The organism is Aliiroseovarius sp., from assembly GCF_030148435.1.
Lineage (GTDB): Bacteria > Pseudomonadota > Alphaproteobacteria > Rhodobacterales > Rhodobacteraceae > JASBTN01.
This window is the reverse complement of the sequence record NZ_JASBTN010000024.1, coordinates 86076-101351: the sequence shown is the minus strand read 5'-3', so window position 1 is coordinate 101351 and position 15276 is coordinate 86076. Positions and strand designations below refer to the sequence as shown.

The following is a 15276-nucleotide window of genomic DNA, read 5'->3' as shown; positions in this document are numbered from 1 at the left end:
CGCCCCCATTCCGCGCTTGATCGGCAGACACCGGACGACGCATATTGGGCAGGCTTGGAGCAACGACACGCAGCATGAAACCTAAAACCGATACACCTTAGAAACGCTGCGAACCTGTCCGAAAAGATGGGACCACTTCAGAGAATCAGGAAAAAAAATGGAAAATGGCCCCACATTATGTGGAGCCATTCCTGTTTGTCTGATGTTAGATCAAATTCGCTCGGCCTCCGACCAGATGGAAGAAAATCTTTCTCGTGCGGAGAAAAACTGAATGTCGATCAACTGGGCTATGTCACGGAGCATGACAAACTTCTGAGCTTTCTGGCTTTTGTCTTCGAGATTGAAATAGGGGATACGGATAGGTGACAAATTTCATTGATCGCCGTCCTCTGGCTTTGGGCTGGAAGAAATGTAGCTGCCCGCGTCTGAAAGACGCTTATCAATGATGCCACGAACCGCCTTTGCTTCATTGATGTCAGCGGTTTCCGCTTCGACAAATGCATTTCGACGATCAATGGCAACGAGTCCAAGAGCTTCTTTCTTGCGCGGCTGCGCGACCGTCGGCTTGGAAACTGCCTTACCTTGAGGGTCTTATGATCAGTGGACATGGGGTATGTATAAACTCTCTACGTCCGTTGTGTTCTTATATATTTACGCATTTACGTAATTCCGCAAGTGCATGGATATGAAATTATGCGTTTGCGACTGCTTATATTTGCGGTAGCTTCGCAAGAAACGGCGAGTGGGTAGGCCGATGAAAAGAACAATAACCCTTTTGATCCTTGCAGCCGCGCCGCAGGCGTCGGCGCAATCCTCAGGGATTGTATTTGATGAAAGCGGAATGATCGTTGTTTCTGAGGAGAAAAGCCATCCAGAAACCCTTGCCCCTAACGGCCCATTCATAATCTCCGCAAGCGACAGGACTGTCTGGATGGCCGACGCAATGACCGGCCAAGTAAGAGCTTGCGGCATTAGATCGATCGACGAACCGCCACAGTGCTCACCTTGGAGTGCCCCATGAAAACGATCCTCAACGCAGCTCAGAAAGGCGGCTCCGGGAAAACCACTCTGGCCCGCAATTTGTCCGTTGCCGCCACTTTGGACGGCAAGCGGGTGCTTTGCCTCGATTTGGACCCGCAAGGCTCACTCAGGGGATGGTGGGAAAGCCGGAAGGCGGATACCCCGGCCATGCTAGACCGCGACCCTGCCCCCGATGCGCTAAGCGCCACACTGGACGCCGCCAGGGCGCAATTCGACCTCTGCAGGATCGACATCCCGCCAGCTCACCCGGAATGGCTGAATGAGCCGCTGGCAGCCGCAGGCCTGGTGCTGATCCCGGTGCGCCCGTCACCGAACGATCTGCGCGCCGTGGGGGCCACCGTTGCCGCAGTGAAAGACGCGAAGGTGCCGTTTGTCTTTGCCCTGTCCCAGACGCCGTGTGCGCGGATCACAGAGGAAGCCGCCCGTGTCCTGGCCCAACATGGCCGCGTTGCCGCGGTGAATATCGCGCAACGTGTCGCCTATGCCGAAACCGGCGCGACCGGGCACGGGGTATCTGAAACAACCGACCAGAAGGCGGGGGCAGAGATTGCCGCCGTATGGGATAGCGTGAAAGGGAGTCTGGATGGCTAAGAAACCCGTGGCCCTCGATGGCCTGTTGAACACCGAAAGCCGACCGACCGATGCCGGCATCCCGCAACGCTGGGCAGGGCAGGGCGCGACCCAGGACAAGAAACCGACTAAGCGACCGGGTGAGAAGCGGCTTACGCTTGCCCTCGATGGCGAGACCTACAAGCGCCTGAGGCTTCATGCCGCCGAAACAGACCAGACGCACCAAGCCATATTGGAAGTTGCGCTTGCGGAATACCTTAAGCGCGCAAATGCGTAGTTATGTAATGTGGGATAGGATGATTGATTTGTCTGAGATTAATTCTGAAAAGCAACACCCTGCGATCAGTTTAGCTGCGGTATTGGCTTGGGGCAGTTGGCATGGTTTGGTGACGATTTTGCTTGCCGTACTTGCAGCAGTTGCGCTCGGGGCCGGGCGAGCTCCGTCCGATTTATGGCTTCTGATAGGGTATATCAGCGGCTTTTATCTTGCATTGTCTTTGGTGATCATCGCGGCAACACCACGACAAAGGTTGCTGCTTGGCCTTTGGGTTTCCCTCACTGTCTTGGCGATGGCTGCAGGGTATTTGGTTCTTCGCAAAATCGGGCTCACTTCCGGGGGCACCGTCTTGTTCACGGCGCTCGTCATCGCAGCGCTTGCAGCTTTGGCCCCACATTTAGGATGGCGCGGGCGCCTGACCGTACTCGGAATTTCGGCGGCGGTAAGCACCCTCGGACTACTGATTGAATTAACATCAACACGCTCGGGCCAAAATTCGGTGGCTACTGTCGGGACCGCCCTTTACCCGCTAGAATTGCGACGCTTCGAGAGTCTGGTAACAGCACCTGCGGCAGATGGTGGCGCTTTGGCGGTGTTGCCCGCGGGTCTGTTGGTGGCCGGTGGAGACGGGAGTTTTCAGTGGTTGGCAGGATCCGGGGAACTGAGTAGTCGATCAGCGCTCAAGCTCGATTTGCCTCCACCCGCTGACCGAACAGCTTATCTGGCGGACTTTGATAGTCCTGCAAGTGCACCGAGGCTTCGCCTGACTGACGTCATATTCGTGCCGGGAGACAAACCCACGCGCCTGTTTGCAGCGCATCAGGCGTGGTCCTCGACAGAGCGCTGCTACACGATGCGCGTTTCAGTTCTTGCGCTGAGTTGGGATGCCATGCCACGAGCGGCGGGCGACTGGACGAAGCTCTATGAAAGCCAGCCGTGTCTGAATGCGGAGGGGCTTTTCGACGATAGCGAAACCGGGGGTCAGCTTGCATGGGCGCCAGACGGCGACCTGTTGCTGACCTTGGGCGACACAGGCTTCAGCGGGCTCGACGGTTCAAAGCCGTATGCACAGACTGAAGAAGACAACTCCTACGGCAAGATATGGCAGATAGATCCAGAAGCCGGGACTGCGCGAATTGTCAGCATCGGACACCGTAATCCGCAAGGACTTGTGGTCACACAGGAAGGGCGGATTTGGTCGTCCGAACATGGACCGCAGGGCGGCGATGAAATCAACCTGATTCGTAAAGGCTCAAATTACGGTTGGCCGCTGGTGACGTACGGCACCAACTACGGGTCAACTAGGCAGCGTACCCGCAAAGAGCTTCATATTCCCAACGACTTGTGATTCCTTTCGCGCCAAACAAGCGGCGGGAGTAGTCACATGGCGCGATCAGACATGAGCGATTTGGAATGGGAATTCATCAAAGCGGTTCTGCCGAACAAGAGCCGCGGCGTGAAACGTGTGGATGACCGACGCGTCATCAATGGCATCTTCTATGTCCTGCGCACGGGCATCCCGTGGCGGGATTTGCCCGAGCAATACGGCCCCTACACGACGATCTACAACCGCTTCAACCGCTGGACCTATGCAGGCATCTGGGACCGGATCATGGAAGCGGTTGCCGATGCCCACAACGTGGACATGGTGATGGTGGATGGAACATCGGTGCGGGTGCATCACTCTGCCGCGACGCTCAAAAAAACGACACGCGTCGTTGCATGGGGCGGTCGCGGGGCGGATTAACAACAAAGATACATGCACTTACCAATCAAGACGGCCTGCCGATCCGTTACGAACTGACGCCGGGCCAAGCCCATGACGCCCCGCCCTGCGCGCGGCTCTTGGATGGATTGCAGCCAGGACAGTACGTGCTCGCGGACAAGGCCTACGACGCCGATTGGATCCGCGAGATGATCTGGGAACAAGGCGCAATCGACGTAATCCCGCCCAAGGCTAACCGCAAATTGCCCGCAGAATTTGACGCCGAAATCTACCGCGAGCGCAACAAGATCGAGCGGTTCTTTGGGCGGCTCAAAGCCTCATTCCGCCGGATCGCGACACGCTATGAGAAGACTTCAGCCAACTTCATGGCCATGATCAAACTCGCGTCTATCAGGCTATGGTGCAAGTTTTACGAGTCCGCTGCCTAGTTGGCCGCTGAACGTCGACGGGTTTGACCACAGCGATTTTTCCGAACCGGCATTAAGTTTCGTGCCGTCGGTCGCGACAGCGGCGATGATCGAAGTCAAAGGGCCTATGTTTGAGCGTTGGAAAGGCGATCTTCTGTTAGCGACCCTGCGAGGCAACAGGATGTACCGCCTGCGCCCTGTGGGAGACCGGATTGTCTATTCCGAACCTATGTTTCTTGGGGAAAGGATACGTGATCTGGCAGAGTTGCCTGATGGTGCCATCGTGGCGTGGGTCGACCGAGGTGTGCTGCTGGAACTGCGCCCTAGTGCCAAGCTGTCGGCGTTCAACCGCTTCTGTTCAGGCTGTCACCAGCCGACCTTCGGCGTTCCGGCAGGGCCGTCGCTCGTTGGACTGATGGGCCGCGAAATCGCCTCCGTGCCAGGATTTAGATATTCGCCTGCTCTGGCAAAGCTCAACGGTGTCTGGGATGAGGCCAGGCTCATGGCTTACCTTCGTGATCCCCAAAAATTTGCCCCCGGAACATCGATGGTTCTCCCGCCATTGGACGATGTACTACTTGCAGAACTTATTGACCAACTCAAAGGTTAGTGAAAAATTATGTCAACTTCAGTGGGTGCATATCCCCTGCGCAAATCCTGACCGGTGAAAAGCGCCACCGTTCTTTCCAGCATTCAGGAAAGCGCCCAGACCGATCCGACTCCATTTATGGGGGGAGGTTTGGGCGCGGAGGAAGGGCGGACAGAACCTGCAAACAGACGGCATATCCTGCCAAGGTCGCACCCTCATTCTAAAACCGGTATGCAGTGGAAAATCAGACGGTTTCCGAGCTGACTGGTATGCGGAAGAAACCCATGCAGTTCGATTTCCGCCAGTTTCTTGTTGCGCCATGTCTTGGCGTTTTTCAGATGGCGGAAGGTTTTGCAGAGGCTGCGTTGTTTTCCGTCCACGCGGCGGCGGATCTGAACCCTGTAGGTTTTGCGGCAACCGGATGTGATCCGTTCGGCGATGTAGGGTTTATCGAACTCGACCACGTTTGTGGCCTTTTCTTACTTTCTGCCTTTGCGGCCCTGGCAGGTCTTGGTTCAGCTTTATTCTGCGTTGCCGCCTGTGCATGGTTGTTCACAGGTGGCGTCGCACCCAGCAACGGTCGGGCGGCAAAATGCCTGCTTTGGCGGGCAGCTTGTTGCGCGGTGATCACGGCGAGCATGTTCTTGGTGCTGTCGGCGATGTAAGTCATGATGGATAGTTTCTTCTTCATTTTGGTGAAGAGGAAATCGATTCGTCCCGGAGAAAATAACTCTGGGGTTTGATTGCCGATTTTCCCGGTTCAATCAGAGATCCAGGGCGGGCGGTTTCCGGGGGTGGCGGAGCGCCAGGATGGGACGGTGTCCTGTCGGCTCGGGTGTGCTACACGGTAGCAACTCAGAATCGAAAACCGCCGAAAACCCGCCGAAATCACCGGAAATCAGGGGAAATCGTGCTACATGGGTAATAGGGTAATGTGGGGCTAAGGCTTTGAAAAACAACGCACTAAAGGCCGCCCGCCTAAGCGTGGCGCCGATGATGGACTGGACCGACCGCCATTGTCGCTATTTCCACCGGCTGATGAGCCGCGAGACGTTGTTTTATACCGAGATGGTGACGGCCCCTGCTTTGGTGCGGGGTGGGGCGGTACATCTGCTCGATTTCAATGCCGAGGAACACCCGGTCGCCGTGCAGCTGGGGGGCTCGGACCCGGTGGAGCTGGCGGCGGCCACGCGGCTCTGTGTCGACCGGGGCTATGACGAGGTGAACCTGAATGTGGGCTGCCCCTCGGACCGGGTGCAGTCCGGCACATTCGGTGCGGTCCTGATGAGGACGCCGGGGCTGGTTGCGGATTGTATGGCGGCCATGGGCGAGGCCGCGGACGGGGTCGAGGTCACGGTCAAATGCCGCATCGGTGTGGATGACCAGGTGGCGGAAGACGTGCTGCCCTACTTCCTGGACCGGATGCGCGGCGCGGGCGTGACCCGCATCGCCGTGCACGCGCGCAAGGCCTGGTTGCAGGGGCTTTCGCCGAAGGAAAACCGCGAAATCCCGCCGCTGGATTACCCTTTGGTGCATCGCATGAAGGCGGAGTTCCCGGATCTGCACCTGTCGATCAACGGCGGCATTTCCACGCTGGACGAAGCCGAGGCGCATCTGCAGCGGATGGACGGTGTCATGATCGGCCGCGCCGCCTATCACCAGCCTGCCGATGTCCTGCTGGAGGCGGATCAGCGCATCTTCGGCGCGGACCACGCACCGAAATCCGCGCATCAGGTGGGCGAAGAAATGATCCCCTATATCGAGGCGCGCCTGGCCGAAGGGATCCGTCTGCATTCGATCACCCGGCACATGCTGGGCCTGTTTGCCGGTCGCCCCGGTGCACGGGCCTGGCGGCGTATCCTGTCCGAAGGGGCGACCAGACCGGGTGCCGGCATCCCGCTTTTGCGCGAGGCGTTGGCAGCGGTGCCCGAGACCGTGCCCGTGGAGGGCTGACGGCCTGCGGCGGATCGTCTAGGAAGGGGCAAAGCCGGGAGCCACACCATGCCTGACATCTCAACCCTTCTGCCGATGCTGGGCCTGTTGATGGTGATCGGCGCCTTTGCCGGTGTCATGGCCGGGCTGTTGGGCGTGGGCGGTGGCATCATCCTGGTGCCAGCCTTCTTCTATGCGTTTTCGGCGCTGGGCTATGGGTCCGACCAGCTGATGCAGATCTGTCTGGGCACGTCACTGGCGACGATCATCGTGACCTCGCTGCGGTCCGTGCAAAGCCACAATCGCAGGGGGGCGGTGGACTGGGCGATCCTGCGCGGCTGGGCACCGGGGATTGCCCTGGGGGCGCTGGTCGGTGTCGCGGTGGCGGCTGGGCTGCGTTCGGTCGTGTTGCAGGGCGTCTTCGGCGTGCTGGGGCTGGCGATCGGGGCCTATCTGGGGCTGGGACGGGCCGAATGGCGCCTTGGGGCCGAGATGCCGGGTGGGCTGCGCCGCGTGATCCTGTCTCCGGTGCTGGGTTTTCTGTCGGTGTTGATGGGGATCGGCGGGGGCTCCTTCGGGGTGCCGCTGATGAGCCTTTACGGACAGGCGATCCACCGGGCCGTGGCCACGGCGGCGGGCTTTGGCGTAATCATTGCCGTGCCCTCGGTGGCCGGTTTCCTGCTTCTGCCGATCGCGCCCGAGGCGCGGCTGCCCTGGTCGGTGGGAGCGGTGAATCTGCCCGCCTTCACCGTGACCATCGCGATGACCCTGATCACCACCCCCTATGGCGCCCGTCTGGCCCATGCGATGGACCCGAAACCCCTGAAGCGCGTCTTTGCGGTCTTCCTGACACTGGTGGCGCTGAACATGCTCAGGAAGGCGCTGGGATGGTAAGCGAATTTGCGACCAGCGGCTGGGCGAAATTCGGTTTTGATCCGGTGGTCATGACCTGGGTCGACCATGTGCGCCCGCTGGCAATTGCCGCGCAGAAGGATCCCGCCCATGCTGCCTGGTGGCGCTGTGACGACACCTGGTTTGTCGGGGTCAATGCGCTGGAAAATGACGGTCAGGGGCGTGTTACGGGAGGCCCGGCGCTGGAGGGCGCGGCGATGGGGTTTGCCCGCAGCCTTGCCGACCTGCCCCTTGACCGGGCGCAGCTGTCGACCATGTTCCCGGGCTACCCGCGCCAGGGCACGGAGGAGAGCGAGGCCGCACATCGCTACCGTATCAGGCGTGACAGCGCCCATGTGGACGGGTTGAAACCATTCGGCCCGGACCGCCGCCGCCGGGTGGACGAGGCGCATGCCTGGCTTCTGGGCGTACCGCTCACGGAAACGCCGGCCAGCCCGTTTGTCCTTTGGGACGGTAGCCACCGGATCATGCAGTCGGCTTTCCGAAAGGCGTTCGAGGGAGTGGCCCCGGAAAAGATGAAAGCCCATGATGTGACCGGTGCCTACCAGGCGGCTCGGCGCGAGGTATTCGACAGTTGCCCCCGGATCGAGCTGGAGGCCAAACCGGGCCAGGCCTATGTGCTGCACCGCCACACGCTGCACGGGGTCGCCCCCTGGGCAGACGGGCTGACGGCCGGACCCGAAGGCCGCATGATCGCCTATTTCCGCCCGGACCTGCCGGGCGGCGTGGCGGCCTGGCTCTGAGCCCTTTCACCTTTCTCCAAATATCCCCGCCGGAGGCAGGAAAATGGAGCGCAGCGACCGCCCGCCACAGGTGGGCCACCGCCCCGCAGGTGAAAACTATTCAATATTATTGCTTGCACCGCTCGCGGCGCATTCGATCCACCACCGGTCGGCGAGCCGCCTCAGGTCACAGCCGAACGCGTCCTGTACTCTTCGCGGTCCCAAAGCCGCCCGCCCATGACCTCCCCCATGACCGCAACGGCCCGGTCGATATCGCCCTCGTCGATATAGAGCGGCGTGATCCCGAAACGCATGATGTCGGGCGCGCGGAAATCTCCGACCACACCGCGCGCGATCAGCGCTTGCATCGCGGCGTAGCCCTCGTGGAAATGGAACGAAACCTGGCTGCCGCGCTTCTCCGGGTCGCGAGGGGAAGCGAGGCGCAGTTCGGGGCAGATGGCTTCGACCCCGGCGATGAAACGTTCGGACAGCTCGATGGAGCGCGCGCGCAGCACCTGCATGTCGACCCTGTCCCAGATCTCCAGCGCCGCGTCCAGTGCAGCCATCTGCAATACAGGCGGCGTGCCCACGCGCATGCGCTCGATCCCCATGCCGGGGCGATAGTCCGGGTCGAAGGCAAAGGGCGCCTCATGGCCTAGCCAGCCCGACAGGGCCGGGGCGACGGCGCCCTGATGACGCGGCGCGACATAGATGAAGGCGGGCGCGCCGGGCCCTGCGTTGAGGAACTTGTAGGTGCATCCGCAGGCGAAATCGACTCCAGAGCCCGACAGGTCCACCGGCAGGGCGCCGGCCGAATGCGCCAGATCCCAGATCACCAGCGCGCCAGCCGCATGGGCGGCCCGGATCAGTGCGGGCATGTCGTGGCGGCGGCCGGTGCGATAATCCACCTCGGTCAGCATCAGCACCGCCACGTCGGGGCCGATCCGCGCGGCCACCTCCTCGGGGGCAACAGTCACCAGCTTGTGGCCGTGCCCCAGCGCGCGGGACAGCCCCTGCGCCATGTAAAGGTCCGAGGGAAAGTTGCCGGTGTCGGACAGGATTACCCGCCGGTCGGGCCGCAAGGACAGGGCGGCGGCCAGCGCCTGGTAGACCTTGACCGACAGGGTGTCGCCGGTGGTGACAGACCCGGGCCCGGCGCCGATCAGCCTTCCGATGCGATCCCCCAGTGCCGTCGGCTGCGCCATCCAGCCCGCGCGGTTCCAGGCGGTGATCAGCATCTGCCCCCATTCCTCGGTCATCGTCTTTGCCACCCGGGCTGCCGCGCTTCGGGGCAGGGGGCCCAGGGAATTGCCGTCCAGATAGACCATGCCCGGTGGCAGATCGAAAAGCGCTTTGGTGGCGGTGAAATCCATGCGGGTTCCTTTCCTGTGTGCGGGTCCCGTGTGCGGGGCGGATGGCGCGCAATACCCTGCGTCTCCGCTTCGCCCGCCACGGTAGCCGCCAGACGCGCAGGTGCAAGGGGTGGGGCGGTACAAAGGGCTTGCTTTCAGCCCGTCAATTGCAATGATGCTGCAATCGCAAAGGGGCCAAAACGTGATGGGGACATTCTTTCGCTGGATCGACATTCCGCCGGGCTGGCTTGCGCTGAGCGTGGGGGCGGCCTGGGGTCTGGATGCGCTCGTCCCCGGCCTGGGCTTCGGCTGGAGCTGGAGCCGGGTGCTGGGCGACGGGCTGATCGCACTCGGCCTCGGTGCGATGGGCTTGGCGCTGTGGGAGTTCCTGAGGGCAAAGACCACATTCATCCCGCGCCAGGTGCCAAGCGCCTTTCTGAAACGCGGCATCTACCGGCTGACGCGCAACCCGATCTATCTGGGCGATGCAATGATACTGGCCGGGCTGATCCTGCGCTGGGATGTGCTGGCCGCCCTGCCGCTGGTGCCCGCCTTTGCAGCGCTCATCACGCGACGCTTCATTCTGGGCGAAGAGGCGGGTTTGCTGGCCGCCTTCGGGGACGAGTTCATCGAATGGGCCGCCCAGGTGCGGCGCTGGCTGTGACGGAGCGCAACAAAATGTTCGGACCGGGCAAGGGAATGTCGAAAATACGCGAAAAAAGGTCGCAAGGTTGCGTGATAGGGTGGCAATACACCGCGCGTCGCGTATAGGAAACTTGAACCCATGATCAGGGAGGGGATTCCCCGCCCCGGTCGTGCTGAACGGGAAAGAGGGAGAAACACGTGAAGATCGGTGTACCCAAGGAAGTTTTCGAGGGCGAGAACCGTGTCGCGATGACGCCGGATTCTGCCGGGTTGCTTCAGAAGCTTGGCTATGATTGCGTGATCGAGACCAAGGCGGGCGAAAACGCCGGCTTTTCGGATGCGCTTTACAAGGAGGCCGGTGTCGAGGTGGTCAAGACCGCCGCCGCGCTGTGGAAGGCGGCCGACATTGTCGCCAAGGTGCGCGAGCCCAATGACACGGAGATGAAGCGTCTGCGCAAGGGCCAGACCCTGATCAGCTTCTTCAACCCGGGCGGCAATGACGCGGGCATGGAAAAGGCCAAGGCTTCGGGCGCCAACGTGATCGCCATGGAAATGGTGCCGCGTATCTCGCGGGCCCAGAAGATGGACGCGCTGAGCTCGATGGCCAATATCGCGGGCTACCGCGCGGTGATCGAGGCGGGCAACAACTTCGGCCGGTTCTTCACCGGCCAGGTGACGGCCGCCGGCAAGGTGCCGCCCGCCAAGGTTCTGGTGGTCGGCGCCGGTGTCGCCGGTCTGGCCGCGATCGGCACCTCGACCTCGCTGGGGGCCATCACGCTGGCCTTCGACGTGCGTCCGGAAGTGGCCGAACAGGTCGAAAGCATGGGCGCCGAATTCGTCTATCTCGACTTCGAGGAAGAGCAGCAGGACGGCGCGGCCACCGGCGGCTATGCCTCTGTTCAGTCGGAGGAATTCCGCAACGCGCAGCTGGCCAAGTTCCGCGAACTGGCCCCCGAGGTGGACATCGTCATCACCACCGCGCTGATCCCGAACCGCCCGGCCCCCAAGCTGTGGACCGAGGACATGGTCGCGGCGATGAAGCCCGGCTCGGTCATTATCGACCTCGCCGCCGAACGTGGCGGCAATGTCGAGGGCACCGTGAAGGACGAGAAGGTCGTCACCAAGAACGGCGTGACCATCGTCGGCTATACCGACTTCCCGTCGCGCATGGCCGCCCAGTCGTCCAGCCTTTACGCCAACAACATCCGTCACATGATGACCGATCTGACGCCCGAGAAGGACGGCCAGGTCAACCATGACATGGAAGACGACGTGATCCGTGGCGCGACCGTGACCTACCAGGGCGAGATCACCTTCCCGCCGCCGCCGCCGAAGATCCAGGCCATTGCCGCGCAGCCGCAGAAGGAAGCTCCGAAAGAGCTGACCGCGGAGGAGAAACGCGCGCAGGAGGTTGCCGAGTTCAAGGCGCAGACCAGGAGCCAGGTCACTCTGCTGGGTGTCGGCGCGGTGCTGCTGCTGGGCGTGGGCCTGGTGGCGCCCGCCAGTTTCATGCAGCATTTCATCGTCTTCGTGCTGGCGGTCTTTGTCGGCTTCCAGGTGATCTGGAATGTCTCGCATTCGCTGCATACTCCGCTGATGGCTGTCACCAATGCCATTTCGTCGATCATCATTCTGGGCGCCGTGCTCCAGATCGGCTCGGGCAGTTTCCTGGTGATCCTGCTGGCCGCGATTTCGGTGTTCTTCGCCGGGATCAACATCTTCGGCGGTTTCCTTGTCACCCGGCGCATGCTCGCCATGTTCCAGAAGTCGTAAGGGGGCCCCTGCAATGGAATTCGGTTTCACGACGGCAGCCTATGTGGTTGCAGCTGTTCTGTTCATCCTGTCGCTGGGTGGCCTGTCGGGCCAGGAAAGCGCCAAACGCGCCGTGTGGTACGGCATCACCGGCATGGCGCTGGCGGTGGCCGCCACGCTGATCGGCCCCGGTGCCGGCCTGTGGTGGCTGTCGATCCCGCTGATCGCGGCGGGCGGCGTCATCGGCTATCAACTGGCCTCGCGGGTCGAGATGACCCAGATGCCGGAACTGGTCGCGGGCATGCACGCCCTGGTCGGTCTGGCGGCGGTCTTCGTCGGCTTCAATGCGCATTTCGAACTAGGCAATGTTCTAGCCATGAGTCCCGACGGTACGCTGCCCCTACCCAAGGAACTGAGACAAGGTCTTGAAGGCTTTGCTGCGCTTCTGGCCAAGAAAGAGGCGGTAGAAGCGAATATCCTGCGGGTCGAGTTGTCGCTGGGCGCTTGGATCGGGGCCGTGACCTTTACCGGCTCGGTGATTGCCTATGGCAAACTGTCGGGCAAGGTGACGTCTGCGGCGACCAAGCTGCCCGGTGGTCACGTGCTGAACGCAGGCGCTGCCGGCCTGTCGCTGGTGGCGCTGATCTGGTACCTGAACTCGGGCGCCATGTTCCCGCTTCTGATCCTGACCGTGATGGCGCTGTTCATCGGCTATCACCTGATCATGGGCATCGGCGGGGCCGACATGCCGGTGGTCGTGTCGATGCTGAACAGCTACTCGGGCTGGGCGGCGGCGGCGATCGGCTTCTCGCTGGGCAATGACCTGTTGATCGTGGTCGGCGCGCTGGTGGGCTCGTCGGGTGCGATCCTGTCCTACATCATGTGCAAGGCGATGAACCGGTCCTTCATCTCGGTTATCCTGGGCGGCTTCGGCGGCACCACGGGCCCGGCGATGGAGATCGAGGGCGAACAGATCGCCATCGATGCCGAGGGCGTGGCCGCCACGCTCGAGGATGCCGACAGCGTGATCATCATCCCCGGCTACGGCATGGCGGTGGCCCAGGCGCAGCAGAACGTGGCCGAACTGACCCGCCGCCTGCGCGCCAAGGGCAAGACCGTGCGCTTTGCCATCCACCCGGTGGCGGGCCGTCTGCCCGGGCACATGAACGTGCTCCTGGCCGAAGCCAAGGTGCCTTACGACATCGTGATGGAGATGGACGAGATCAACGAGGACTTCCCGTCGACCGACGTTGCCATCGTCATCGGCTCGAACGACATCGTGAACCCGGCCGCCCAGGACGACCCGAACAGCCCCATCGCCGGCATGCCGGTGCTGGAATGCTGGAAGGCGAAACAGGTCTTCGTGTCGAAACGCGGCCAGGGCGCCGGCTACTCGGGCATCGAGAACCCGCTGTTCTTCAAGGAGAACACACGCATGTTCTACGGCGACGCAAAACAGTCGCTGGATACACTGCTGACGATGATCGACTAAGAGCCGATCTTCAGAAATTGAAAAGGGCGCCCAACCGGGCGCCCTTTTTCTTTGCTGGTCAGTCGGGTTTCGGCCCCTTGCCCTTTCGCGGTTTGCGCGGTCGCCGGGGACGCTCGCCGGGGGCACGCTCCGGGCGAACCTTCGGGGTGACACCGACCGGCGGCACCCGGTGCATCGGCGCATCTTGCCATTCGCCCGGGTGCAGGTTGCCCAGCCGCCACGGCCCGATCCCCACCCGCACCAGACGCAGGGTCGGCAGGCCGATCGCCGCCGTCATGCGCCGGACCTGCCGGTTGCGGCCTTCGGAGATGACGATCTCCAGCCAGCGGTCGGGGATGGATTTGCGAAACCGCACCGGCGGGTCGCGTTCCCAGAGCTTCGGCGCCTCGATCAGCCGCGCCTGGGCGGGTCGGGTCGGCCCGTCATTGAGCTGCAGCCCCTTGCGCAGCGGTTCCAGATCGCGCCCGGTCGGGTCGCCTTCGACCTGCACCCAGTATGTCTTTTCCATCTTGTTCTTCGGGTGTGAGATTTTCGCCTGCAACCCGCCATCATCCGTGAGCAGCATCAACCCCTCGCTGTCGCGATCCAACCGGCCCGCCGGGTAGACTCCGGGCAGATCGATATAGAGCGACAGGGTGGGCCGTTCAGTCGGGCTTTTGCGGTCGGTGAACTGCGGCAGCACGCCGAATGGTTTGTTGAACTGGATCAGACGGGTCATGGGACGGGCTTAGCGCGGTGGGCGGCGCGGGCCAAGCCCGTCTTTGCGCCGCGCCTCTTGCAATTCACATGTTAAGCGTTACCCATGTGCCGATGAACACCTCTCGTGCAATCCTGTTGAAGCTGGCCTCGGTGGCGGGGTTCGTTTCGATGGCGGCACTGATCAAGGCGGCCTCGGATGGTGTGCCGCCCGGGCAGGCGGTGTTCTTTCGGTCCCTGTTCGCGATCCCGGTCATACTGATCTGGCTGCGTTGGGATGGCAACCTGCGCCGGGGGCTGCGCACGGCGAACCCGCTGGGGCATCTGTGGCGCGGGCTGTTGGGCACAACCGCGATGGGGCTGAATTTCTCGGCCCTGGGGCTGCTGCCCCTGCCCGAGGTGACGGCGATCTTCTTTGCCGCCCCGATCCTGACGGTGATCTTCGCCGCGATGTTCCTGGGCGAACAGGTGCGCGCCTTTCGTCTGACCGCCGTGGGGCTTGGGCTGGTCGGGGTGCTGATCATCCTGTCCCCGCGCCTAACCGCTTTTTCCGAGGGTGACTTGAGCACCGTGCAGGCGCTCGGCGCGGTGCTGGCGCTGATGGCGGCGACCTTTGCCGCACTGGCCAAGATTTTCGTGCGCAAGCTGGTCGGGGTCGAACATCCGGCCACCATCGTCTTCTATTTCTCGCTGACGGCGACCTGCCTGTCGGCGCTTACCATTCCCTTCGGGTGGGCCTGGCCCAGCCCGGCGGAGATGGTGTTTCTGGTGCTGGCGGGCGTGATCGGCGGCGTGGCGCAGGGGCTGCTGACCACCGCCTTTCGCCATGCGGATGCCTCGGTGATCGCGCCGTTCGACTATGCTTCGATCCTGTTGTCGCTGGCGATCGGCTATTTCATCTTTGCCGAGGTGCCGACCCTGCCGATGCTGGCGGGTGCGACCCTGGTGATCGCGGCCGGTATCCTGATCATCTGGCGCGAACGCCAACTGGGGCTGGAGCGCAGCAAGGGGCGCCAGGCAATGACCCCGGGTGGGCAGTGAGGCAACACGCCCGGGCAGGGTTGCCTGTGGGCCCCGGCGTGATGCCGTGCGCTTGCCGTCCACAAATTCACTGGTCAGAACCCCCGATCCGCGATAGAATCACCCCGAGACCCGGACAACCG

16 protein-coding genes are annotated in these 15276 nt (G+C 62.2%); 13 read left to right on the top strand and 3 right to left on the bottom strand.

Annotated elements, in window-relative coordinates; all coding sequences use genetic code 11:
- Positions 1-210: 210 nt before the first annotated feature.
- Positions 211-369, bottom strand: a complete 159-nt coding sequence (locus Q1V43_RS16610; protein WP_366146203.1) for a pyocin activator PrtN family protein — start codon at positions 367-369, stop codon at positions 211-213.
- A 648-nt stretch (positions 370-1017) separates the two neighbouring features.
- Between Q1V43_RS16610 and Q1V43_RS04545 the strand changes: the two genes are divergently transcribed.
- From Q1V43_RS04545 to Q1V43_RS04505, 9 genes are all read left to right on the top strand, one after another.
- Positions 1018-1632, top strand: a complete 615-nt coding sequence (locus tag Q1V43_RS04545) for a ParA family protein (protein ID WP_300514456.1) — start codon at positions 1018-1020, stop codon at positions 1630-1632.
- A complete protein-coding gene (locus Q1V43_RS04540; protein WP_300514453.1) occupies positions 1625-1888 on the top strand; it encodes a ribbon-helix-helix domain-containing protein in 264 nt (87 codons plus the stop codon). Before Q1V43_RS04545 ends, Q1V43_RS04540 begins: the two co-directional genes overlap by 8 nt.
- Positions 1881-3236 carry a PQQ-dependent sugar dehydrogenase gene (locus Q1V43_RS04535; protein ID WP_300514450.1) on the top strand — a complete coding sequence of 452 codons (1356 nt, stop codon included), beginning with the start codon at positions 1881-1883 and terminating at the stop codon, positions 3234-3236. The genes Q1V43_RS04540 and Q1V43_RS04535 overlap by 8 nt, the downstream gene beginning before the upstream one ends.
- A gap of 36 nt (positions 3237-3272) precedes the next feature.
- Positions 3273-4042 (top strand): IS5 family transposase gene (locus Q1V43_RS04530; RefSeq protein WP_300514447.1). Its coding sequence is split into 2 segments (ribosomal slippage): positions 3273-3594 and positions 3594-4042, totalling 771 coding nucleotides; the frame shifts between segments, so codons are not numbered across the junction.
- Positions 4035-4631 (top strand): PQQ-dependent sugar dehydrogenase, encoded by a 597-nt coding sequence (locus Q1V43_RS04525; RefSeq protein ID WP_366146204.1) that lies wholly within the window; start codon positions 4035-4037, stop codon positions 4629-4631. The genes Q1V43_RS04530 and Q1V43_RS04525 overlap by 8 nt, the downstream gene beginning before the upstream one ends.
- 263 nt (positions 4632-4894) lie before the next feature.
- A complete protein-coding gene (locus Q1V43_RS04520; protein WP_300514444.1) occupies positions 4895-5275 on the top strand; it encodes a hypothetical protein in 381 nt (126 codons plus the stop codon).
- Between the two features lie 283 nt (positions 5276-5558).
- Positions 5559-6563, top strand: coding sequence for a tRNA dihydrouridine(20/20a) synthase DusA (gene dusA / locus Q1V43_RS04515; protein WP_300514441.1), 1005 nt, complete (start codon positions 5559-5561; stop codon positions 6561-6563).
- A gap of 48 nt (positions 6564-6611) precedes the next feature.
- Positions 6612-7436, top strand: coding sequence for a sulfite exporter TauE/SafE family protein (locus Q1V43_RS04510; protein WP_300514438.1), 825 nt, complete (start codon positions 6612-6614; stop codon positions 7434-7436).
- Positions 7430-8197 carry a hypothetical protein gene (locus Q1V43_RS04505; RefSeq protein WP_300514435.1) on the top strand — a complete coding sequence of 256 codons (768 nt, stop codon included), beginning with the start codon at positions 7430-7432 and terminating at the stop codon, positions 8195-8197. The genes Q1V43_RS04510 and Q1V43_RS04505 overlap by 7 nt, the downstream gene beginning before the upstream one ends.
- A 161-nt stretch (positions 8198-8358) precedes the next feature.
- On the opposite strand, the gene kynU is transcribed toward Q1V43_RS04505, so the two are convergent.
- Complete coding sequence (gene kynU / locus Q1V43_RS04500) at positions 8359-9549, bottom strand: kynureninase (protein WP_300514432.1); 1191 nt, start codon at positions 9547-9549, stop codon at positions 8359-8361.
- A gap of 184 nt (positions 9550-9733) precedes the next feature.
- Here kynU and Q1V43_RS04495 point away from each other — a divergent pair, with 184 nt between their 5' ends.
- The 3 genes from Q1V43_RS04495 to Q1V43_RS04485 all read left to right on the top strand — a co-directional run bounded on the left by Q1V43_RS04495 (position 9734) and on the right by Q1V43_RS04485 (position 13417).
- Positions 9734-10192 carry an isoprenylcysteine carboxylmethyltransferase family protein gene (locus Q1V43_RS04495; RefSeq protein WP_300514468.1) on the top strand — a complete coding sequence of 153 codons (459 nt, stop codon included), beginning with the start codon at positions 9734-9736 and terminating at the stop codon, positions 10190-10192.
- 179 nt (positions 10193-10371) lie between these two features.
- Entirely contained in the window at positions 10372-11946 is a 1575-nt protein-coding gene (locus Q1V43_RS04490) for a Re/Si-specific NAD(P)(+) transhydrogenase subunit alpha (RefSeq protein ID WP_300514429.1), read from the top strand.
- A 13-nt stretch (positions 11947-11959) separates the two neighbouring features.
- A complete protein-coding gene (locus Q1V43_RS04485) occupies positions 11960-13417 on the top strand; it encodes an NAD(P)(+) transhydrogenase (Re/Si-specific) subunit beta (RefSeq protein ID WP_300514425.1) in 1458 nt (485 codons plus the stop codon).
- 58 nt (positions 13418-13475) lie between these two features.
- Here Q1V43_RS04485 and Q1V43_RS04480 read toward each other — a convergent pair whose 3' ends face one another.
- Positions 13476-14135 (bottom strand): pseudouridine synthase, encoded by a 660-nt coding sequence (locus tag Q1V43_RS04480; RefSeq protein ID WP_300514422.1) that lies wholly within the window; start codon positions 14133-14135, stop codon positions 13476-13478.
- A gap of 92 nt (positions 14136-14227) precedes the next feature.
- On the opposite strand from Q1V43_RS04480, the gene Q1V43_RS04475 reads away from it, so the two are divergent.
- Complete coding sequence (locus Q1V43_RS04475) at positions 14228-15154, top strand: DMT family transporter (RefSeq protein ID WP_300514419.1); 927 nt, start codon at positions 14228-14230, stop codon at positions 15152-15154.
- Positions 15155-15276: the final 122 nt, after the last annotated feature.